The sequence below is a fragment of the Paraburkholderia sp. BR14312 genome (assembly GCF_040948675.1).
In the GTDB taxonomy this organism is placed as follows: Bacteria; Pseudomonadota; Gammaproteobacteria; order Burkholderiales; family Burkholderiaceae; genus Paraburkholderia; species Paraburkholderia nodosa_A.
Window position 1 is genome coordinate 94886 of record NZ_JBFPKI010000010.1, and the last position, 20509, is coordinate 115394.

Here is a 20509-nt window from a genome sequence, read left to right on the forward strand (position 1 = left end):
TGCTGGCGCTTACTGGGTGGGCGCCGACTTCATCAGCTGCGCGCTCAACTGCTGGTACTTCAAACGCGCCACGGGATCGCCCTGCGCCGCCGCGGCGGCATAGTACGCGCGCGCGACGTTGAGGTTCTTCGGCACGCCGTCGCCGCCGCGCTCGTAGAACGAGCCGGTCACGTATTGCGCGGTCATGTCGCCGCCCTCAGCGGCCTTCTTGTACCAGTAGAACGCCTGCTTGTTGTCGCGCGTGGTGCCGCGCCCGTCCAGGTACTGGTTCGCGAGCGCCAGCTCCGCCTGCACGTGACCCTGCTTCGCCGCCTTGAGAAACCACTGGTGCGCCTGCACGGGATCGCGCTCGACGAAGTCGCCGTCATCGTACATCTTGCCGTACACGTACTGCGCGTGCGACATGTTCGCGTCCGCCGCCTTGCGCAGCCACTTGCGGCCCTCGCCCACGTCGGCGGCCCCGCCTTCGCCGTTCACGAGCATCATCGCGTAGTTGAACTCCGCCAGCCGGTTGCCGCGCTCGGCCGCCGCCAGGAACTCGGCGCGCGCCGCGCTGAGGTTGCCCGCGTTGTAGTCGGCAACGGCGTTGGCCGTTTGCGGATCGGACTCCGCGCCTGCGGTGGCGCTCGCGGCGTCGGCGGCTGCCGTCACTGCGCTCACACCGAGCGCAGCGGCCGCGAGACAGCCGATGGCGAGCGCGCGCGCTCGCCCGAAAAGCGCTTTCGGACGCCTCATGATCTCGCCTCCTGCAGCGCCTGGCGTGTCGCGCGCACGAGCCATATCACGTCGGCGGCCAGGGCGATGAAGCTGAAACCCATCTCGCGATACTGCCGGGCTGCGGCCGCATCCATGGCGAAGATGCCTGCCGCGACGCCCGCCTCGCGCGCGGCCGCGACGATGCGCTGCACGGCGGCGACGACGTCCGGATGCTTCGAGTCGCCGAGATGGCCGAGGCTCGCGGCCAGATCGGCGGGACCCACGAACAGGCAGTCGACGCCCGGCACCTTCGCGATCTTCTCGACTTCGGCCAGCGCCGCCGCCGACTCGATCTGCACGATCGTCGCGATCTGCGCGTTCGCGCCCTGAAGGTAATCGCGCCGCATGCCGTAGGCCGCCGCGCGCACCACGCCCGCCACGCCGCGCTGGCCGCCGGGCGTGCGCGCGTCGGGGTACTGCGTGAGGCTCACAGCGCGTGCGGCCTCTTCAGCCGAGGCCACGTTGGGGAACATCACCGTGCGCGCGCCCGCGTCGAGCACATGCTTCACGAGCCACGGCTCGCTGTCCGGCAGACGTACCACGGGCTCGGTGGGCAGATGCGCGGCCGCGATGGCGCGCAGTTGCGCGATGGTGTCGGCGCTGTCGTTGGGCGTGTGCTCCATGTCGATCAACAGCCAGTCGAAGCCGGCGTGCGCGAGCGCCTCGGCGGCGGTCTCGCTGCCCATCGAAAGCCATAGGCCGAATAGCGGGTCCGCCTCCTTGAGGCGTTCCTTGAGGGGATTGGTGAAGGTGCTCATCGCCGTGCTCCCGGCGAGGCCGCGGGGCGCACGCGCCAGGCGCGGGCGGTGTCGCCCGGCAGCGCGGCAGCCGGCAGGTCTCGCTCCGTTATGTGTTTGTCGGGCCGCGCGCGGGGATGCGCAGGCCTTGCGGCAATGATCATACCGCGACAAAAACCTGGCGGTCGGCACGGAAAACCCGCCTTGCGCGGGTCGTCGGAACGAGGGTGAAGCGGGGTCCTGCTCGCGTCAGTCGCGCGTGACTTCGGCCCAGCAGTTCGGCGTCTCGTACAGGCGCAGCTTGTGCAGGCGCAGATTCACGCCATAGTGCGCGTCGTACACGTTCGCGAGAATGTCGAATGCGATGGCCGCGAGGTTTTCCACGGTCGGAATGCGGTCGATCACGACTGTCTTGTGGCCCGGCAGCGTTTCGAGGAAGCCGCGCACCTGCGTATCGCCCGCGAAGACGAGGAACGCGTGATCCCACAGATCGACGAGATGCTGGTTCGCGAGCGACTTCACATCGGCGAAGTCCATCACCATGCCGCGGTCGGGCGCGCCCTCGGTTTCGACGAGGTCGCCTTCCAGCGTGATTTCGAGCACGTAGCGATGGCCGTGCAGATTACGGCACTGGCTGCGGTGGTCGGGGATGCGGTGGCCCGCGTCGAATTCGAGTTTTCGGGTGATCGTCAGCACGGCGCTTCTTCAGGTAAATTCGCGTGAATCAGGGAATGTTCAGGTATTTGTGGGTCTGCATCGACAGGCGCCACTGCGGATGGCGCTTGCACCAGTCGATGGCGAGCTTCGTGTTCAGGTCGCGCGACGGGCCGTCCATGGGCTGCACGAGAAAATACTCGAAATCGAGCTTCGCATAGTCGGCCAGGCGCTGGTTCTCCTGCGGCACGACAACCTTCAACTCGTTGCCCTTCGTGACGACGAGCGGCGCGTCGGCCTTCGGGCTCACGCAGATCCAGTCGATCGTTTCCAGCACCGGCAGCGAGCCGTTCGTTTCGATCGCGATCTCGAAACCGGCGGCGTGCAGCGCGTCGACGAACGGCTGGTCGATCTGCAGCATCGGCTCGCCGCCCGTGCAGACCACGAAGCGGTTGCCCTCGCCTTCGGGCCACAGCGAGGCGATCTGCGCGACGAGTTCTTCCGGCGTGCGGAATTTGCCGCCGTTCTCGCCATCGGTGCCGACAAAGTCGGTGTCGCAGAAGCGGCAAACGGCCTGCTCGCGATCTTCCTCGCGGCCCGACCAGAGATTGCAGCCGGCGAACCGGCAGAACACGGCCGGACGCCCGGCGTTCGCGCCCTCGCCCTGCAACGTGTAGAAAATTTCCTTTACCGCGTAAGTCATCGTGCAGCCTGGTTCTGGCTCATGCGCGCAAGGCGCGTGCAAAGCCGGTTGGTCTCGGGCGCGAAATCATCGTGTCGGCGGGGGGGCGCGCCGCCCGTGCGCGGCCCTGGCCGTATTCATTCACCGCGAAAGTGACGCGCGCGGCCCGAGGCTAACACTCAGACCGGGGCTTCCGTCACGTTCTCCCCGGCGAGATACGCTTCATACCCGCGCTTGCGCAACTTGCACGCCGGGCACTCGCCGCAGCCGAAGCCCCACGCGTGAAGCTCGGCGCGCTCGCCCAGGTAGCAGGTGTGCGTTTCCACGCGGACCATGTCTACCAGCGCTTCGCCGCCCAGCTTTTCTGCGAGGCGCCATGTATCGGCCTTGTCGAGCCACATGAGCGGCGTTTCCAGCACGAAGCGCGTGTCCATGCCGAGATTGAGCACCACCTGCAGCGCCTTCATCGTGTCGTCGCGGCAGTCGGGATAGCCCGAGAAGTCGGTTTCGCACATCCCGCCCACGAGCACCTTGAGCCCGCGACGATAAGCGATCGCCGCGGCGATCTGCATGAACATCAGGTTGCGGCCAGGCACGAAGGTGTTCGGCAAGCCGCTCGCGGCGGTTTCGATCTCGATCTCGCGCGTCATGGCCGTGTCGCTGATCGAGCCGAGCACCGAGAGATCGATCATGTGATCGTCGCCGAGACGCTCGCCCCACTCGGGGAACGTGCTGGCGATCGCCGCGCGAAAACCCTCGCGGCATTCCAGTTCGACGCGATGACGCTGGCCGTAATCGAAGCCGAGCGTTTCGACGCTCTGGTAGCGGTCGAGCGCCCAAGCGAGGCACGTGGCCGAATCCTGGCCGCCGGAAAACAGGACGAGCGCGCCTTTGGCTTCTGTTCGAGTCACCGTGAAACTCCGTGTATGAGGTTTCCGCGCGAATGCTTTCGTTGCTGGCGCTTTGCTGGCTTCCTTGCCGCTTTTGTCGCCTGGCGCCCGGCGGGCCGGCAGGGACAACCCCCGCGCCGGCTCATGCAGTATAGGCCGGGGCCCTTCTACGGGCATCGGCGCACCCTTATACCCCGGATACCGTCGATGTCCGGAGTTCAAGCCGCAGGACAACGCGCACAACGAAAAAGCCCCAGGAATCGAACGATCTCCTGGGGCTGCATTCTGGTGGCCTGGGACGGAATCGAACCATCGACACGCGGATTTTCAATCCGCTGCTCTACCAACTGAGCTACCGGGCCAACGAAGAAAGAAGATTATAGCGCTGAAATCAGCGCTTGCCAAGTGGCTTTCGCAAAATTGACGCGCCTGTCCGCGCCGCTCACCTGCACGCGTTCATTCGCCCTTGCTCTTGCCGAGGTCCACGCCGAGCTGCTTGAGCTTGCGATACAGGTGCGTACGCTCAAGCCCCGTTTTTTCGGCCACGCGCGTCATGCTGCCGTTCTCGCGCGCGAGGTGGTACTCGAAGTAGGCGCGCTCGAACGCGTCGCGCGCATCGCGCAGCGGAATGTCGAATGAGATCGATGCCGTTTGCGCGGCCGCCGCCTGCATGCCATGCACGCCGTCGGCGCCCAGTACCGGCAGCGCCGCCGCGGAGGCCACGACCGCGGGTCCGCCCGCCGCCGTCTTCCCCGCTGCCGCCGCTGTGGCCGGCGCGACAGGCGCGGCCGTGCCGCGCGCGAGCCCCTGCTCGACCGCCTTCAACAGCTTTTGCAGCGCGATCGGTTTTTCGAGGAAGTTGAGCGCGCCGATCTTCGTCGCCTCGACGGCGGTGTCGATGGTCGCGTGCCCCGACATCATGATGACCGGCATGGTGAGATGGCCCTGCGCGGCCCATTCCTTGAGCAGCGTCACGCCATCGGTGTCCGGCATCCAGATATCGAGCAGCACGAGATCCGGCACGTGGCGCTGCCGGAAGTCGCGCGCCTGCTGCGCATCTTCCGCGAGCTCCACGACGTGTCCTTCGTCGCTGAGGATCTCCGAGAGCAATTCCCGGATGCCCATTTCATCGTCTACCACCAGGATGGTTGCCATTTACGCTGCCCTTGTCTGCACTGTTGCTTTTGATCCTTGCTCCGCTTCGGCACGCGCCTGCCCCTCCCCGGATCGGCCGGGTCCGGGCGTGGCGGCATCGTCTGCCAACTGGAGAAAGAGAATCGAGATCTGCGCGCCTTCGATCACATCGCCCGCTCTCATTCGATTGCGGATGTCGATGCGCGCGCCGTGCTCGTCGACGATCTTCTTGACCATCGCAAGCCCGAGTCCTGTTCCTTTGGCCTTGGTCGTCACATAGGGTTCGAACGCACGCGTGAGAATGCGCGCCGGGAAACCCGGGCCGTTGTCCGATACCGTGAGACGAACCGCCACGCGCGTGCGTCCTTGCGCGTCGGGGTCCCCGTATTCTACGGCGCGGGTCTCGAGCGTCACGCGAGGATTCTGCGTGTCGGCCACCGCGTCCTGCGCGTTTTGCAGCAGGTTGTGGATCACCTGACGCAATTGTGTCGCGTCGCCGCGTATCACGGGCAATTCGGAGAGCTCGACCTTGATCGCGCTCTTGCCTTCTTCCGCGCCGTAGAGCGTGAGCACTTCGCTCACGAGTTCATTGAGCTGCAGGTTCGCGAGCACCGCCGGCGGCGTGCGCGCGTAATCGCGGAAGTCGTCGACCATCTGCTTCATCGCCGCGACCTGATTGACGATGGTGGTCGCGCCGCGCCTGAGCACTTCGGCGTCGGTGGGCGCGAGCTTGTCGGTGAGCTTCATCTGCAGGCGTTCGGCCGAAAGCTGGATCGGCGTGAGCGGATTCTTGATCTCGTGCGCGAGACGCCGCGCGACTTCGCCCCACGCCACCGAGCGCTGCGCCGAGATCACGTCGGAGATGTCGTCGAACACCACGACGTAGCCCGAGGTCTGCATGTCGCCCGCGTCGCGGCCCGTGTCGGATACGAGGCGCGCGCCGCGCACGAGCAGCGTGAGCGGATCGGTCTCGCCCGGAATCGGCACGGAGAACTGCTGCTGCCAATGGCCGCGCTCTTGATCGCCATCGCCGCGCGAAGCTTCCTGGTCGGCGAAGGCCTTGCGCACCATCGCGCCGAACTCCGTGAGCGCGCCGATGTGATCGAGCGCGACGCCGAGCTGCGTCTGGAACGGCTGACGGAAAATGCGCTCCGCGCCGGGGTTCGCCGTCGTGAGGCGGAACTGCCGGTCGAACACGAACACGCCCGCCGTGAGGTTCGCGAGAATGCTCTCGAGGTACGCCTTCGAATGCTCGAGCGCGACGCGGTTCTTCTCCACGGCCTGGCGCGCTTCGGAAAGCTGGCGCGTCATCGCGTTGAACGACTGCGTGAGGAAGCCCAGCTCGTCGCGCGACTTGATTTCGCGCTTGGGCGTGTAGTCGCCCTCGGTCACTTCCTTCGTGCCCTGCGCGAGCAGGAAGAGCGGCCTCGCGAGCTGGTTGCCGAGGGCGAGCGCGAGCATCATCGCGACGAAAGTGGCGAGGAAAAGCGCGAGCGTGAGCGTGCCGATATACATCTTGCGCAGGCCCGTGCGGCCGAGCGCCTTCTCCTGGTACTCGCGATACGCGCGCTGCACGGCGTCGGCGTTGCGCGCGAGCGCGGCCGGCACCGGCTGCTCGAGCTGCAGGAAACGCTCGACCGGCTGCAGATCCGTTGTGTTCGCATCGGGAATGCGCGTGACCACCCGCAATCGAAGCGCGCCCTTCGAGCCAAGCTGATGCGGGTCGCCGTCCACTTCGCCTTCGATCGCCGCATAGCCGCGCCCGCGCGCCTGATCGATCATGAGCGCCGTGGGCATGTCGGCGGGCATGAGCGACGAGAAGTTGCTCGACGCCTGCGCCACCACGTGCATGTCGGGCGCCGCGCCCGACATGCTGCGCACCGGCTCGACGATCATCGCGTCCTGCACGCCGAACTGGTCGCGCGCGCGCAGCAGCGTGAGCGTCGTGCCTGCCGAATCGCCGTTCGCGATCTGCTCGGCCATCAGACGGCCCTTGGTTTGCAGGTCGGAGAGCGAGGCGTCGAGCATGCCGCGGCCGAGATTCAGGCCGGCGGTGAGCGCGGTTTCCACGTTCACGTCGAACCACGACTCGATCGAGCGCGAGACGAACTGATAGGAAACGATATAGATGATGCCGCCCGGCACCACGCCCACGAGCGCGAAGAAGAACGCGAGCTTTGCGAGCAGCCGCGTGCCGAACTTGCCGCGCCTCAAGCGCACGACGATCACGATCATGAGCGCCGTGACCACCGACAGGAAGATCAGCGCGACGACGATATTGGCCGCGTAGAGCCAGCCGTAGTAGCGGTCGAAGAACTCGGTGTTCGCGCTCGCCGCGGCGAGCAGGACGAGCAGCAGCGTCGCGGTGAACGCGACGGTGGAGACGAGCAGCTTGACGACGACGCTGCTGAAGCTGGTGGCGCGGCGTACTTTATTTAGCACGTTCGGTCACCGTGAAGTTGAAGCGCTTCCAGTCGGAAGCGAGGTTCCAGTCGCGGTTGTTCACGGCGTCGATCTGGAACGGCTTGGGCATCAGCGCGACGTCGAGCTGCATGCGCACCGAGGCCGTGTACGTTTCGCCGGCGTGCACGTCGTTGCGATCGATCACGTGCCACGAGGTGACGTGCTTGATGACCGCGAGCGCTTCTGCGAGCGTCGAGAAGCCGAGCTGCAGACCGCCGCTCGAGACGCGGTACTCGCGCGTGAGCGGCTGGAACGACAGGCGAATGCTTTGCGAAACGCTCACCGGCTGTTCGTCGAACCAGTACCAGCGCGCGCGCGTGAGCTCGAAGTCGGTGGTGAAGTAGAGCGGAATGCCCTTGTTGACCGCGTCTTCCAGGCTGCTGTTGAGGTCGAAGTCGAAACGGGCGTCGAGGCTCCAGCCGTTGCTGTCGGCCTGGAGCGACGCGCGCTGCACCGAGATCGAGTCGGCGCGCGCCGGCGCGGCGGCCACGAAGCCGACGACGGCAAGCACCAGCCAGATCAGGGCCGCGAACCGCAGCGGGAAGAAGCGTTTGATGGTCACCGTTTCTGAAAGCGCGCGTAGAAGAATCCGTCGTGATCTGCGGTGCGATCGGGAACGGGAAAGACAGTCGTCGTCACTTCGGCCTTTGCAGCAGCATCGTGCCGCGCTTCGCCGGCTGCGCCGTCTTCTGGCCCCCGGGCCGGCGCGCCGAATGCCTCGGGCAGCAGTTGCCCCGGGGCGTCCAATCGTACCGCATCCGCATGGGTGCTTTCAAACCAGCGCGCCTGCGCCTCGCCTTCCTCGGGGAAGATCGAACAGGTCACGTACAGCAGTTCGCCGCCCGGCTTCACGAGCGGCCACAGCGCATCGACGATGCGGCGCTGCTCGGCGGCAAGCGCCGCGATGTCGCTCTCGCGGCGCAGCCAGCGAATGTCCGGATGACGGCGCACGATGCCCGAGGCCGAGCATGGCACGTCGGCGAGGATGCGATCGAAGCCTTCGCCGTCATGCCACGCGGCAGGATTGCCCGCGTCGCCGACCACGATCGATGCGCGCCGCATCGGGTGCGCGGGATCGTCTTGCGCGAAACCGAGGCGCGCGAAGTTTTCGCCGATGCGCGCAGCGCGCGTGGCGTCGCTTTCGAGCGCAACCAGATCGATGTCGGCAAGCTCGAGCAGATGGCCGCTCTTGCCGCCGGGCGCCGCGCACGCGTCGAGCACACGCATGCCGTCACGCACGCCGAGGATTTGTGCGGCCACTTGCGCGCCGGCGTCCTGCACGGACACGTCGCCCGAGAGGAACCCGGGGATGCGATCCACCGGCAACGCGGCGGCCAGACGCACGGCGTGTTCGCCGATCTGCGTGGCGGCGATGTTTTCGGCGGCGAGCCGCTGGACGTAATCGGCGGCGCTCGTGCGGCGCGCATTCACGCGCAGCGTGAGCGGGCCTTGCGTGTTGCCCGCGGCGAAAATCGCCTGCCACTGCGTGGGCCACGCGGCGCGGACCGCGTCGATCCACCAGCGCGGATAGTTCCAGTGGGCGGTTTCATCGGCCTGGGCGGCGGCAAGCGCGGTGTCGCGCTCGCGCAAAAATCCGCGCAGTACCGCATTGACGAGCCCCTTCGCGAAGGCGATCTCGCGGCGCGCGCCCACGGCGCGCACGACCTGATCGACGACCGTAAACGGCGTGTAGGCGGCGCTCGCCTCGTCTTCGGCGAGCAACGCCAGCGCGCAGGCGAGCAGGTTCGCGACGAGCGGCGGCGGCGCCTTGCTCACGCGCTGCCGGATCAGCCAGTCGACCGTGCCGAGCCGCCGCATGGTGCGATAGGCGATGTCCTGCACAGCGCCGCGAGCCTGCGGCGCGAAGTCGCCGGGCAAGGCGGCGAAGGCGCTCGCGAGCGCGGCGGGCAACGCCGAACCGGCGCGCACCGCGCCGACCGCATGAGCGGCCTGGTCGAGCGCAAAGCCCAGCGAATCGGGGGCCAGGTGCACGGCGTGGCTGCGCGCCGACGCCGCGCCCTGCTGGCGCGCGGGGGATGCGGAACTCTTTTTGCCTTGAGACGGCTTGCCGGGTCGCCGGGATGGGCTGGATGTCATGAAGAAACCGGATGCGGGCCGCTGTGAGTCGCGGCGTCAGTAATGCACGAGCGAGCCATTGTAGCGTGGCGAGCGCGCAACACTGCGAGCCGGCGCGATTCCCGTTGACGGCACCGCGCCAGCGCGCGGATAGCGAGGCAAGCGCAGGGATACATATTGGCGGATACCGACTAACCGCTCGCCTCATGATGGCGACAGAAAACGCCCCCTCCTCCCTGCGACGTAGCGGCCATCATGAAACGACTCGGGAAGAAACAAGACTTCGCGTTCCTCGCCTTCGTTGCTCTCTTTTCTGTGTACCAGCAGGGACGGGGAAAGCTGTTCTCGCCTTTCTGGGACTACAAGGTGTACGCGTACGCGCTCGATCAATTCAAGCGCGGCGCGAATCCGTATATTCCGCACGGATTCCCCTTCATCTATCCGCCCATCTTCCTGAATCTGTTCTCGCGCGTGCCGTTTCACTGGCTCTATCTGGCATTCGTTGTCGCGTCGCTGATCTATCTGGCCTACAGCATCAGGCATGCGGATTTCATCGTCGCGGGCGCGCTTGGGTTTCTGACCGGCGGCGCGGGCGTGGGAGGCATCCTCACGGGCAATTTTGCGATCTTCGGCCACCTGCTGATCATTGCGCTTTTTTATGCGCCTTCGGCTATGCACGACAGCCGTGGCGCGACGGCAAAGTATTGCGCGCTGGCTTTTTTCATCGCCCTGTTTGCCTCCATCAAGATCTATTTCCTGACCTACGCCGTCGTGTTCTTTTTTATCCCCAAAGGCATGCGCTATTTCATCGCCGTGCCCTTGTGCGTTGCGCTGGCAACCATCGCGCAGCTCGCGCTGGAACCGCGCCTGTGGACCGACTTCGAAACCCTGCTGCGCTGGCAGATGCTCGCCCAGAACGATTCCGGACTCGTGCTGTTCGGGATACTCGAACAACACGTGCGTGCGCTGTCGACCCTGGACGACGTACTGCTCTACGAGCTGGTGGTCGTGGCGCTATTCATGTACGCGGTCAATCCATTGCGCGGGCGGCGGCTCATGGTTGCTGAAAACGCAAGCGTGCCTGGCAGGCTGTTCTATGTGCTCGCGTTCTGTCTCGCGCTGAATCCGAGAATGAAGGAATACGACATCGCGCCGTTTTTTGCGTGCTGCTACGTTTCGCTCTTCCAGAGCAGCAAAGAAGACAACCGGATGGATCGCGTGTTTTTCTACGCCGTACCGTTGGCGTTCATCGCCGCGTGGATCGTCGTCAAGTTCGGGCACGTCTACTACGCGCTCGACGTGTCCTGGTTCATCGGCGTTTATTTCGTATTCTTCGTGGTGTCGCTGCGTCAACGGGCGTTGCGGGTTTCGGCGCGAGCGGGCGCCCGACATATGGACGGCGACGCCGCGGCGACGGGCTGAATAAAAAACGCCTCCGAGGAGGCGTTTTTTTCGTCACCGGCTACCGGTCGTCGCTTTAGCGTTGGCCACCTGCAGCCATTTCCATCAAGCGGCGGATGCGCTCTTCCGTGGACGGGTGCGTGCTGAAGAGGTTCTGCAAGCCGCCGCCCGACAGCGGATTCATGATCATCATCTGCGCCGTGGCCGGATGCTCTTCGGCCGCCGGGAACGGAATGCCCTGCGCGTAGCGGTGGATCTTGTCGAGCGCCGAAGCGAGCGCCTGCGGATCGCCGGAAATCTCGGCGCCGCCGCGGTCCGCCTCGAATTCGCGCGCACGCGAAATCGCCATCTGGATCAGCGCGCCCGCGATCGGTGCGAGCAGCGCCACGGCGATGCTCGCGATGGGGTTCGCGGGACGGCCGTTCTCGTCGCGGCCGCCGAAGATCATCGCGAAGTTGGCGAGCGCCGAGATCGCGCCGGCCATGGTGGCCGAGATGGTCGAGATCAGAATGTCGCGGTGCTTCACGTGCGCCAGTTCGTGCGCCATGACGCCGCGCATTTCACGTTCGGACAGCACGCGCAGGATGCCCGTGGTCGCCGCGACCGCTGCGTGCTCGGGATTGCGGCCGGTGGCGAAGGCGTTGGGCGCATCTTCGTTGATGAGGTAGACGCGCGGCATCGGCAGGCCCGCCCGCGTGGACAAATCGCGGACCATGCGATAGAACTGCGGCGCCGTGGTCTCGTCGACCTCCTGCGCGTTGTACATGCGCAGGACCATCTTGTCCGAATACCAGTACGAGAAGAAGTTCATGGCGAGCGCGAAGAACAGCGCCAGCACCATCCCGCGATGCCCGCCGATCAGCCCGCCAATCACGATGAAAAGGGCCGTAATCGCGGCCATCAACATCCCGGTTTTGACCCAGTTGAACATGTGCTGTGCTCCTTCACCCACCAGGGGATCAAATCGATCGTTGAACGCCCGCCGCCAGCCGGTCAGCTAGCTTTGAGCGAGCGCATTGTAAGCGATTTGTTAGATATGGGCAGATGCGAAAAATTCAATCTCATCGCGTGGCGGTCGCGAGCTTCAGGCCCAGCCCGACAAACGCCGAGCCGACCGTGCGATCGAGCCACTTCTTCACGCCCGGCTTGCCCGAGAAGCGCTGCGTGACGCTGCCCGCCACCCACGCGACGAAGCTGTTCCAGACCGTGCTCATCAGCATGAACACGGCGCCGAGTGTGAGGAAAGCGAGGGCCTTGTGCTCCGTCCCCGTGGTCACGAACTGCGGGAAAAACGAAACGAAGAACAGCACCACCTTCGGATTGAGCACGTTGGTGCAGAAACCCGAAACGAACAGCTGACGCAGCGGGCGCGGGGCGGCGGCAGGGGCCGTGGCCTGCGGGGCGCCTTCGGCGGGCCTGACTTCGTGCTTCGTGAGAACGAGGCGCACGCCGAGATACACCAGATAGATCGCGCCCACGATCTTGATGACCGTGAACGCCGTGGCCGACGCCGCGAGCAGCGCGGTCAGACCGAACGCGCAGGCGAGCGTGTGCACGCAGCAGCCCGCCGAGATACCCAGTGCGGAAACGAGGCCCGCGCCGCGGCCCTGCGCGACGCTGCGGCCGACGATATAGGCCGTGTCGGGCCCCGGCGTCACGTTCAGGAGAAATACGGCGACGAGAAAGAAACCGAAATGGGTAATGCCGAGCATGCCAACCTCAAAATCGAAAAACGCGCTTCAAACGCCATTGATTCTAGCGCGCCGGGAACCGCGCAGCACTTGGCCTGGCGGCGCGTTTTCACGCGCTGGCGCGAGCCCGGGTTCAGGCCGCCGGGGTCTCCGGCAGCTGGAACCGCTGCCCCGCCGCCAGCGGCATACCGGCCAGGAATTCGCGCGCGGGCAGCCGCTTGCCGCCCGGCTTTTGCAGTTGCGTGAGGCGCAGCGCACCCTCGCCGCAGGCCACCACTACACCCGCCGGGCTGACTTCGAGAATCTCGCCCGGTTCGCCGGCGGCGGTCGACGTACGCTCGACCGGCTCGGCGGCCCACAGCTTGAGCTGCGCGCCGTCCAGCGTGGCCGCGCCGCCCGGGAATGGGTCGAATGCGCGAATCTGCCGCGCGAGCGCCACCGCCGGCCGACGCCAGTCGAGCGCGGCTTCCTGCTTGCCGATCTTCTCGGCGTAAGTCGCGCCTTCGGCCGGCTGCGGCGTGGCGGGCAGCGCACCGTCGCGCTCGAGCGCGACGAGCCCGTCGACGATCAGCTGCGCGCCGAGTTGCGCGAGGCGGTCGTGCAGCGTCGCCGTGGTGTCACCCGGCGCGATCGGCGTGCGCACCTCGGAGATCATCGGGCCGGTGTCGAGCCCCACGTCCATCTGCATGAGCGTGATGCCGGTTTCGGTGTCGCCGGCTTCGATCGCGCGATGAATCGGTGCCGCGCCGCGCCAGCGCGGCAGGATGGACCCATGAATGTTGATGCAGCCGCGCGGCGGGATATCCAGCACTTCCTGCGGCAGCAACAGCCCGTAGGCTGCGACCACCATCACGTCGTGCGGCGTGGCGCGCAGCAGGTCCAGCGCCGCGGCGGCTTCCTGCGGATACTTGCCGGTCCGGCGCAGCGACGGCGGCTGGGCGACGGCCATGCCGTGCTCCTGCGCATAGCGCTTGACCGGGCTTGCCTGGAGTTTCATGCCGCGGCCTGCCGGGCGGTCCGGCTGAGTCAGGACGAGCGGCACGGCAAAGCCCGCTTCGTGAATCGCCGCGAGCGCCGCGGCAGCGAATTCCGGCGTGCCGGCGAAGATGACGCGAAGGGTGTGGCTCATGGGCGCTCGGTGCGTGGCGGCGGGTTGATGAAGAAAGAGACGGTCAGATCGCGATTACATCGCCCGTTCGAGCTTCTTCATCTTGCTGCGGATGCGCGTCTGCTTGAGCGACGACAGGTATTCGACGAACACCTTGCCCATCAGGTGATCCATTTCGTGCTGGATGCACACGGCGAGCAGCCCTTCGCAGTCCACCTCGTAGGTCTCGCCCTTTTCGTTCATCGCGCGCACGCGCACCTTTTCCGCGCGCTCGACTTCATCGTAGATGCCCGGCACGGAAAGGCAGCCTTCCTCGTGCACTTCGCGCTCGTCGCTCGACCAGATGATCTCCGGGTTGATGAACACGCGCAGTTCGTCGTGCGCGTCGGACACGTCGATCACCACGACGCGCTCGTGCACGTCGACCTGGGTGGCCGCGAGACCGACGCCCGGCGCGGCGTACATGGTTTCGGCCATGTCGGCGACCAGTTTGCGGATGCGGTCGTTGACCACCTCGACCGGCTTTGCGACCTTGTGCAGACGCTTGTCCGGGTAATGAAGAATGTTCAGTAGAGCCATGATTTGACGGGTTTCTCGTTGGGCGCCTGAAACAGCCTGGCACAGGGAACGATGCGCGGCCTGGCCATTCGGCCAGCTTGCGGGTCCCGGGCCGGATACGGAGGATATCTCCTCATATTCGGACGAAAGGGCCGCAATTCAACGTTGAACGCGCGTATCGCCCGTGCGGACGCGCTGCGCCCGCGGGCGTGTGCGCAGTGCCACGGGTAAGGACGCCACGGTGTATTTCGGATGGTGAAAATTTTATCACGAGGTGCGGCAAACCGTCCGCGCCCGGGGAACGCAATGCCGACGACCTTGCCGCTGTCTGCCGAAGAACTGGCCGCCTGGCTGCGCCTCGCCCTCGCGCGCGGCCTGAGGCCCGCTGCGCTGCGTGCGCTGCTCGGCGCGTTCGGCCTGCCCCAACACGTGCTGGCCCAGCCGTTCGCCGCACTCGCCGCGGTGGCGGGTGCGCAAGCCGCCCATGCCGCCCTGGCCGAGCCCCGGCCGGACTTCGCGGCACGACTCGATGCCCTGCAGGCGTGGCGCGCGGCGCCCGGCAACGCGCTCATCACGCTTGCCGACCCGGCCTATCCGGGCCGCCTGCTCGACATGCCCGATCCACCGCCGCTGCTCTACGCAAAGGGCCGGCTCGAGCTGCTGCACGCACGCGCGGTGGCCATCGTGGGCAGCCGCAACGCCACGCCGCAGGCCGTCGAGGACGCCGCGCGTTTCGCACGCACTCTCGCCGCGTCGGGTCTCACCGTCGTGTCGGGGCTCGCGCTCGGCGTGGACGGCGCCGCCCATCGCGGCGCACTCCACGAGCAGGGCGGCACCGTCGCCGTGACCGGCACCGGCGCGGATCTCGTCTATCCGCCGGCCCATCATCCGCTCGCCGTGGAGATCGCCGCATACGGCGCGCTCGTCTCCGAATGGCCGCTCGGCACCCCGGCGCGCTCCGCGAACTTTCCGCAGCGCAACCGCGTGATTGCCGCGCTCGTCGAAGGCGTGGTGGTGGTCGAGGCCGCACAACGTTCCGGCTCGCTCATCACGGCACGGCTCGCCAACGAAATGGGACGCGACGTTTTCGCGCTGCCCGGCTCGATTCACGCGCCGCTCACGCGCGGCTGCCACGGGCTCATCAAGCAGGGGGCGCAGCTGGTCGAATCGCCCGAAGAGGTACTCGATGCGCTCGATGTCGGGCAACCCTCCAGTGCAGGCCGCACGCCTGTGTCGCCGCGGGAACAGCGCCGCGAGAAAGTCTCCGTTCCGTTCGATCGCATGCCGCGCGACGACGCAAACGAGACGCCACAGCTGGCGCTCGAATTCCCCCGTCCCGAGCCGCCGCCTGCGCATCGCGCTGAAGCACGAAAATCGCCCGCCAGCCTTGGCGCTGAAGCCCGGCGCCTCCTCGAAGCGCTCGGTCACGCGCCCGCCACGGTTGAAATCCTCGCGCAGCGCACCGACATGGCCGAAGCGGTGCTGCAAGGCACGCTGCTGCAACTCGAGCTCGCGGGACACCTCGACGCCTTGCCCGGCGGCTGGTTCGTGCGGGCCTCGCGCGGCTGATGCCGCGGATTGGGGGAGCATCACCGCTCCCGCGTCGCCGTGATACATTCGCGCCAAATACCCCGCTCTATATATAAGAGAACGCAAGGAACGACCATGCCCGCGCTAGACCTCGACACCGACGCCGACCAGATCGCCGAGCGCGTCAGCAATCAGGACACGCTGTTCGTCGCGTGCCTGTGCGCGCAATGGTGCGGGACGTGCCGCGACTACCGTGCCACGTTCGACCGCATCGCCGAGGCGCATCCCGATGTCTGCTTTGCGTACATCGACATCGAAACCCATGCCGACCGCTTCGACGATCTCGATGTCGAGAACTTCCCGACCATCCTGATCGAGGACGGTCACGCCACGCGCTTTTTCGGCACGGTCCTGCCGCACGCCGCCGTGGTCGAGCGCATGCTTTCGGACCTCACGGCGCTACCGGGCGTGTCCGACGCGCCCAAGCTGCGCCCCGTCCTGAGCGCGGTTTGAGCGCACCCAGCATCTGACCCCGACCAGGCACACCGCTTGCCGCGCGGCCTGGCGCGCCCTTATGATTGGGCGCCCTGGAGGGTGCGCGGGTGTCGTCATGAGATGACGCAAAAATCGACGCCGACGCGCCATGTGCTATAAAGCGGTCGAGAACGGCCCCCCGAGCGGGGCAGCAACGCCGGGCATCGCGCCCAAGCGCCCATTCAGGCGGCATCGGCCCCGGGGGCGCCAACCGGAACACCCACAAGCAACCAGTCATGTCCAAAGCTCTGATCATCGCCGAGAAGCCGTCCGTCGCGAACGACATCGCGCGCGCGCTGGGCGGTTTTACCAAGCATGACGAGTACTACGAGAGCGACGACTACGTACTCTCGTCGGCAGTCGGCCATCTGCTGGAAATCGCAGCGCCGGAAGAATACGAGGTCAAGCGCGGCAAGTGGAGCTTCGCTCACCTGCCCGTGATCCCGCCGCACTTCGACCTGAACCCGATCGCCAAGAGCGAATCGCGGCTCAAGGTGCTCAACAAGCTGATGAAGCGCAAGGACGTCACGCAACTCATCAACGCCTGCGACGCGGGGCGCGAGGGCGAGCTGATCTTCCGCCTGATCGCGCAGCACGCGAAGGCGAAGCAGCCGGTCCAGCGCCTGTGGCTTCAGTCGATGACGCCGCAGGCGATCCGCGACGGCTTCGCGAACCTGCGCAGCGACCACGACATGCAGCCGCTCGCCGACGCCGCCCGCTGCCGCTCGGAAGCCGACTGGCTCGTCGGCATCAACGGCACGCGCGCGATGACCGCCTTCAACAGCAAGGGCGGCGGCTTCTTCCTCACGACGGTTGGCCGCGTTCAGACGCCGACCTTGTCGATCGTCGTCGAACGCGAAGAGAAAATCCGCCGTTTCATCCCGCGCGATTATTGGGAAGTGCGGGCGGAGTTCGTCTGCGCGAGCGGCTTCTACGAAGGCCGCTGGTTCGACCCGAAATTCAAAAAGGACGAGTTCGATCCGGAAAAGCGCGACTCGCGTCTCTGGAGCCTGCCGGCCGCCGAGACCATCGTCGCGGCCTGCCATGGCCGCGAAGGCACGGTCAGCGAGGAATCGAAGCCGTCCACCCAGCTCTCGCCCGCGCTCTTCGACCTGACGAGCCTGCAGCGCGAAGCCAACGGCCGCTTCGGCTTTTCGGCCAAGAACACGCTCGGCCTCGCCCAGGCGCTGTACGAAAAGCACAAGGTGCTCACCTACCCGCGTACCGACTCGCGCGCCCTGCCCGAGGATTACATGGGCACGGTGAAAGAGACGCTCGAGATGCTCAAGGAGAGCAACAACTACCTGCCGCACGCCAAGCAGGTGCTCGACAAGGGCTGGGTGAAGCCGAACAAGCGCATCTTCGACAACTCGAAGATCAGCGACCACTTCGCCATCATCCCCACGCTGCAGGCGCCGAAGTCGCTCTCGGAGCCCGAGCAGAAGCTGTACGACCTCGTCGTGAAGCGCTTCCTCGCCGTGTTCTTCCCGGCGGCGGAATATCGCGTCACCACGCGTATCACCGAAGTCGCAGGGCATCACTTCAAGACCGAAGGCAAGGTGCTGGTCGAGCCGGGCTGGCTGCAGGTCTATGGCCGCGACGCGGGCGGCGACGACGCCAATCTCGTGCCGGTTAAGAAGGACGAGAAGGTCAAGACCGACAAGATCGCGGCGCACCAGCTCGTGACCAAGCCGCCTGCGCGCTACAACGAAGCGACGCTGCTCTCGGCCATGGAAGGCGCGGGCAAGCTCGTGGACGACGAAGAGCTGCGCGAGGCCATGGCCGCCAAGGGCCTGGGTACGCCGGCCACGCGCGCGGCGATCATCGAAGGTCTGCTCGGCGAAAAGTATCTCGTGCGCGAAGGCCGCGAACTGATCCCGACGGCCAAGGCGTTCCAGCTCATGACGCTGTTGCGCGGTCTCGGCGTGAAAGAACTGACCGCGCCGGAACTCACCGGCGAATGGGAGTACAAGCTTTCGCAGATGGAGCGCGGCAAACTCCCGCGTGACGCGTTCATGCAGGAAATCGCCCGCATGACGCAGACCATCGTGAAGCGCGCGAAGGAATACGACTCGGACACGATCCCCGGCGACTACGCGACGCTGCAAACGCCGTGTCCGAATTGCGGCGGCCAGGTGAAGGAAAACTATCGCCGCTTCGCCTGCACGAAGTGCGAGTTCTCGATCTCGAAGATTCCGGGCGGCCGCCAGTTCGAAATCCCCGAAGTGGAAGAACTGCTGCAGAACAAGACGATCGGCCCGCTCTCGGGCTTCCGCAGCAAGATGGGCCGGCCGTTCTCTGCCATCCTCAAGCTCTCGTTCGACGACGAAATCAAGAACTACAAGCTCGAGTTCGACTTCGGCCAGGACTCCGGCGCCGAAGACGGCGAAGCGCCCGACTTCTCGCAGCAGGAGCCGGTGGGCGCGTGCCCGAAGTGCAAGGCACGCGTGTACGAGCACGGCATGAGCTACGTGTGCGAGCACTCGGTCGCGAATCCGAAGACCTGCGACTTCCGCTCGGGCAAGGTGATCCTGCAGCAGGAGATCGCGCGCGACCAGATGGCCAAGCTGCTTGCCGAAGGCCGCACCGACTTGCTGACCAACTTCAAGTCGTCGCGTACGGGCCGCAACTTCAAGGCTTTCCTCGTCAAGCAGCCGGACGGCAAGATCGGCTTCGAGTTCGAGAAGAAGGAGCCGAGCGCGAAGACGGCGGCCAAGACGGCCGCGAAGAAGTCGGCTGCCTCGGCTGAGGCGACGAACGATGCCGCGAACGACGCGGCGGATTCGGCCGAAGAAGGCAAGGCGAAGCCCGCGCGCAAGACGGTGGCCGCCAAAGCCGCACCGGCACGCAAGACCGCCGCCCGCAAGACGCCGGCGCGCAAGACAGGGTCGTAAAGCCGTCCCTTCCCGGGCCGTCGCCGGCCCGCTCGCAACAGGCAAAAAGGCGCAGCTTCTCTCGAAGCTGCGCCTTTTTTATCGACCGATGAACGGCGATATCGGGCTTATAGCGGCGAGATCGCCGAAGTCCGGGTACGCGCTGCCGAAGCGCGCGCCGCCTTCGGCGCGCGTTCGCCGTCCGTGCCGTTGTGCTCGCTGTCGTGCAGGCTACCGCCCGGCGCTGGCTGCACGCCATCGTAGTCGTCGCCCGCAACGCCGTTGCGAGCCGTCACTGCCGGACGTGCAAGACCGTCCTTGACCCACTGCTCGCCAAGCTGGCTGTTCGGCGTCTGGCTGAAATGCTCGACGAGATGGTCGATGAACGTGCGCACCTTGGCAGGCAGGTGACGCCGGCTCGGATACGCGACGTTGATCTCCACCTGCGGCAGACGATAGTCGCCAAGCAGCCGCACGAGGCGCCCGCGCGTCATGTCGCGACCGATCAGGTAGCTCGGCAGGATCGCGATGCCCATGCCGAGCAGCGCGAACTGGCGCAGCATCTCGGTGTTGTTCGCCACGATCACATTGGTCGGACGCACGCGGATTTCGCCGTCCGGACCCGTGAAGACGCGCTCGTCCCCCCAGTACTCGGAGGGCAGCGAGAGGCTCGGGTGCTCCATGAGATGCTCGGGGCGCGTGGGCGTGCCGTGCTTTTCGAGGTACGCGGGCGTCGCGCACACCGTCATGCAACCCGTGGTGAGGCGGCGCGTGACGATGCTGGCGCTGCGCATCTGGCGTGCGGTCACGACGCCCAGATCGAAGCCCTCTTCGACGAGATCGACCTGACGGTCCACCAGCGTGACGTCGGGAATGACCTGCGGATAGCGCTGCGTGTAGGTCTGCAGCACCGGAGCGAGGTTGTGGAGCCCGAACACGACCGGCGCGACGATGCGCAGCGTGCCGACAGGTTCGTGATTGCGCGCGACGACCATCTGTTCGACATCCTCGAGCTCATCGAGGATCTGGCGGGCGCGCTCGAGATAGACCTGACCCGATTCGGTCAGGGAGAGACTGCGGGTCGTGCGGTTGAGCAACCGCGTGCCGAGTCGACCTTCGAGGTCGGCAACGTGCCGCGTCGCAACTGCGTTGGAGATATCCATCGCGGAAGCGGCCCGGGCGAAACTGCCGAGGTCGGCCACTTTGACGAATACTCGCATCGACTGCAAATGATCCATGAGACAACTCCTGCCTGTTACTACCCCGCTGTTAATCAGCGGAGGAAACCGCGAATTCTCCTACGACAGCAGAAATCGTGCAGAAGTTGCCTCCGAAGCCCTTATTTTCTTTACGATTTCTTCGACTGCACCCCAAAATGCATTAACAGAGGTCCGATTATTACTTCGAACGAAACAATTTTGC

The 20509-nt window shown here is 66.0% G+C and carries 18 protein-coding genes and 1 tRNA gene; 4 read left to right on the forward strand and 15 right to left on the reverse strand.

Annotation, left to right across the window (positions count from 1 at the left end; all coding sequences use genetic code 11):
• Nucleotides 1–9: 9 nt before the first annotated feature.
• From AB3X98_RS26630 to rsmB, 10 genes are all read right to left on the reverse strand, one after another.
• The gene (locus AB3X98_RS26630) at nucleotides 10–735 is read right to left on the reverse strand and encodes a tetratricopeptide repeat protein (protein WP_368603768.1); all 726 of its coding nucleotides are present in this window, start codon (nucleotides 733–735) and stop codon (nucleotides 10–12) included.
• Entirely contained in the window at nucleotides 732–1514 is a 783-nt protein-coding gene (locus AB3X98_RS26635) for an HpcH/HpaI aldolase/citrate lyase family protein (RefSeq protein WP_133183264.1), read from the reverse strand. The genes AB3X98_RS26630 and AB3X98_RS26635 overlap by 4 nt, the downstream gene beginning before the upstream one ends.
• 228 nt (nucleotides 1515–1742) lie before the next feature.
• Nucleotides 1743–2186, reverse strand: coding sequence for a 6-carboxytetrahydropterin synthase QueD (gene queD / locus AB3X98_RS26640; RefSeq protein ID WP_028203213.1), 444 nt, complete (start codon nucleotides 2184–2186; stop codon nucleotides 1743–1745).
• Between the two features lie 31 nt (nucleotides 2187–2217).
• Nucleotides 2218–2850, reverse strand: a complete 633-nt coding sequence (queE, locus tag AB3X98_RS26645; RefSeq protein ID WP_069264616.1) for a 7-carboxy-7-deazaguanine synthase — start codon at nucleotides 2848–2850, stop codon at nucleotides 2218–2220.
• Nucleotides 2851–3008: 158 nt separating this feature from the next.
• A complete protein-coding gene (queC, locus tag AB3X98_RS26650) occupies nucleotides 3009–3740 on the reverse strand; it encodes a 7-cyano-7-deazaguanine synthase QueC (protein WP_368603766.1) in 732 nt (243 codons plus the stop codon).
• 265 nt (nucleotides 3741–4005) lie between these two features.
• Nucleotides 4006–4081, reverse strand: a tRNA-Phe gene (locus AB3X98_RS26655).
• Nucleotides 4082–4175: 94 nt separating this feature from the next.
• On the reverse strand, nucleotides 4176–4874 hold the full coding sequence (esaR, locus tag AB3X98_RS26660) for a response regulator transcription factor EsaR (protein WP_368603765.1): 699 nt from the start codon (nucleotides 4872–4874) through the stop codon (nucleotides 4176–4178).
• Nucleotides 4875–7295: a PAS domain-containing sensor histidine kinase gene (locus AB3X98_RS26665; RefSeq protein ID WP_069264607.1), complete on the reverse strand. Its 2421-nt coding sequence runs from the start codon at nucleotides 7293–7295 to the stop codon at nucleotides 4875–4877.
• Nucleotides 7285–7878: a DUF4390 domain-containing protein gene (locus AB3X98_RS26670; protein ID WP_069264766.1), complete on the reverse strand. Its 594-nt coding sequence runs from the start codon at nucleotides 7876–7878 to the stop codon at nucleotides 7285–7287. Before AB3X98_RS26670 ends, AB3X98_RS26665 begins: the two co-directional genes overlap by 11 nt.
• Nucleotides 7875–9413, reverse strand: a complete 1539-nt coding sequence (gene rsmB / locus AB3X98_RS26675) for a 16S rRNA (cytosine(967)-C(5))-methyltransferase RsmB (RefSeq protein ID WP_368610343.1) — start codon at nucleotides 9411–9413, stop codon at nucleotides 7875–7877. Before rsmB ends, AB3X98_RS26670 begins: the two co-directional genes overlap by 4 nt.
• A 234-nt stretch (nucleotides 9414–9647) precedes the next feature.
• On the opposite strand from rsmB, the gene AB3X98_RS26680 reads away from it, so the two are divergent.
• Nucleotides 9648–10814, forward strand: a complete 1167-nt coding sequence (locus tag AB3X98_RS26680) for a hypothetical protein (protein WP_368603763.1) — start codon at nucleotides 9648–9650, stop codon at nucleotides 10812–10814.
• 55 nt (nucleotides 10815–10869) lie between these two features.
• Here AB3X98_RS26680 and htpX read toward each other — a convergent pair whose 3' ends face one another.
• The 4 genes from htpX to def form a co-directional block, all read right to left on the reverse strand.
• The gene (gene htpX, locus AB3X98_RS26685) at nucleotides 10870–11724 is read right to left on the reverse strand and encodes a zinc metalloprotease HtpX (protein ID WP_368603762.1); all 855 of its coding nucleotides are present in this window, start codon (nucleotides 11722–11724) and stop codon (nucleotides 10870–10872) included.
• Between the two features lie 130 nt (nucleotides 11725–11854).
• A complete protein-coding gene (locus tag AB3X98_RS26690; protein ID WP_069264599.1) occupies nucleotides 11855–12505 on the reverse strand; it encodes a LysE family translocator in 651 nt (216 codons plus the stop codon).
• A 112-nt stretch (nucleotides 12506–12617) separates the two neighbouring features.
• A complete protein-coding gene (gene fmt, locus AB3X98_RS26695) occupies nucleotides 12618–13613 on the reverse strand; it encodes a methionyl-tRNA formyltransferase (RefSeq protein WP_368603761.1) in 996 nt (331 codons plus the stop codon).
• Between the two features lie 54 nt (nucleotides 13614–13667).
• Nucleotides 13668–14171 (reverse strand): peptide deformylase, encoded by a 504-nt coding sequence (gene def / locus AB3X98_RS26700; RefSeq protein ID WP_069264594.1) that lies wholly within the window; start codon nucleotides 14169–14171, stop codon nucleotides 13668–13670.
• A gap of 285 nt (nucleotides 14172–14456) precedes the next feature.
• Between def and dprA the strand changes: the two genes are divergently transcribed.
• The 3 genes from dprA (at nucleotide 14457) to AB3X98_RS26715 (ending at nucleotide 19108) form a co-directional block, all read left to right on the forward strand.
• On the forward strand, nucleotides 14457–15719 hold the full coding sequence (gene dprA / locus AB3X98_RS26705) for a DNA-processing protein DprA (RefSeq protein WP_368603760.1): 1263 nt from the start codon (nucleotides 14457–14459) through the stop codon (nucleotides 15717–15719).
• Between the two features lie 96 nt (nucleotides 15720–15815).
• On the forward strand, nucleotides 15816–16193 hold the full coding sequence (locus AB3X98_RS26710; RefSeq protein WP_342949129.1) for a thioredoxin family protein: 378 nt from the start codon (nucleotides 15816–15818) through the stop codon (nucleotides 16191–16193).
• A gap of 257 nt (nucleotides 16194–16450) precedes the next feature.
• Nucleotides 16451–19108, forward strand: a complete 2658-nt coding sequence (locus tag AB3X98_RS26715) for a DNA topoisomerase III (RefSeq protein ID WP_368603759.1) — start codon at nucleotides 16451–16453, stop codon at nucleotides 19106–19108.
• A 107-nt stretch (nucleotides 19109–19215) separates the two neighbouring features.
• On the opposite strand, the gene AB3X98_RS26720 is transcribed toward AB3X98_RS26715, so the two are convergent.
• Nucleotides 19216–20325 (reverse strand): LysR family transcriptional regulator, encoded by a 1110-nt coding sequence (locus AB3X98_RS26720; protein WP_368603758.1) that lies wholly within the window; start codon nucleotides 20323–20325, stop codon nucleotides 19216–19218.
• Nucleotides 20326–20509 lie beyond the last annotated feature (184 nt).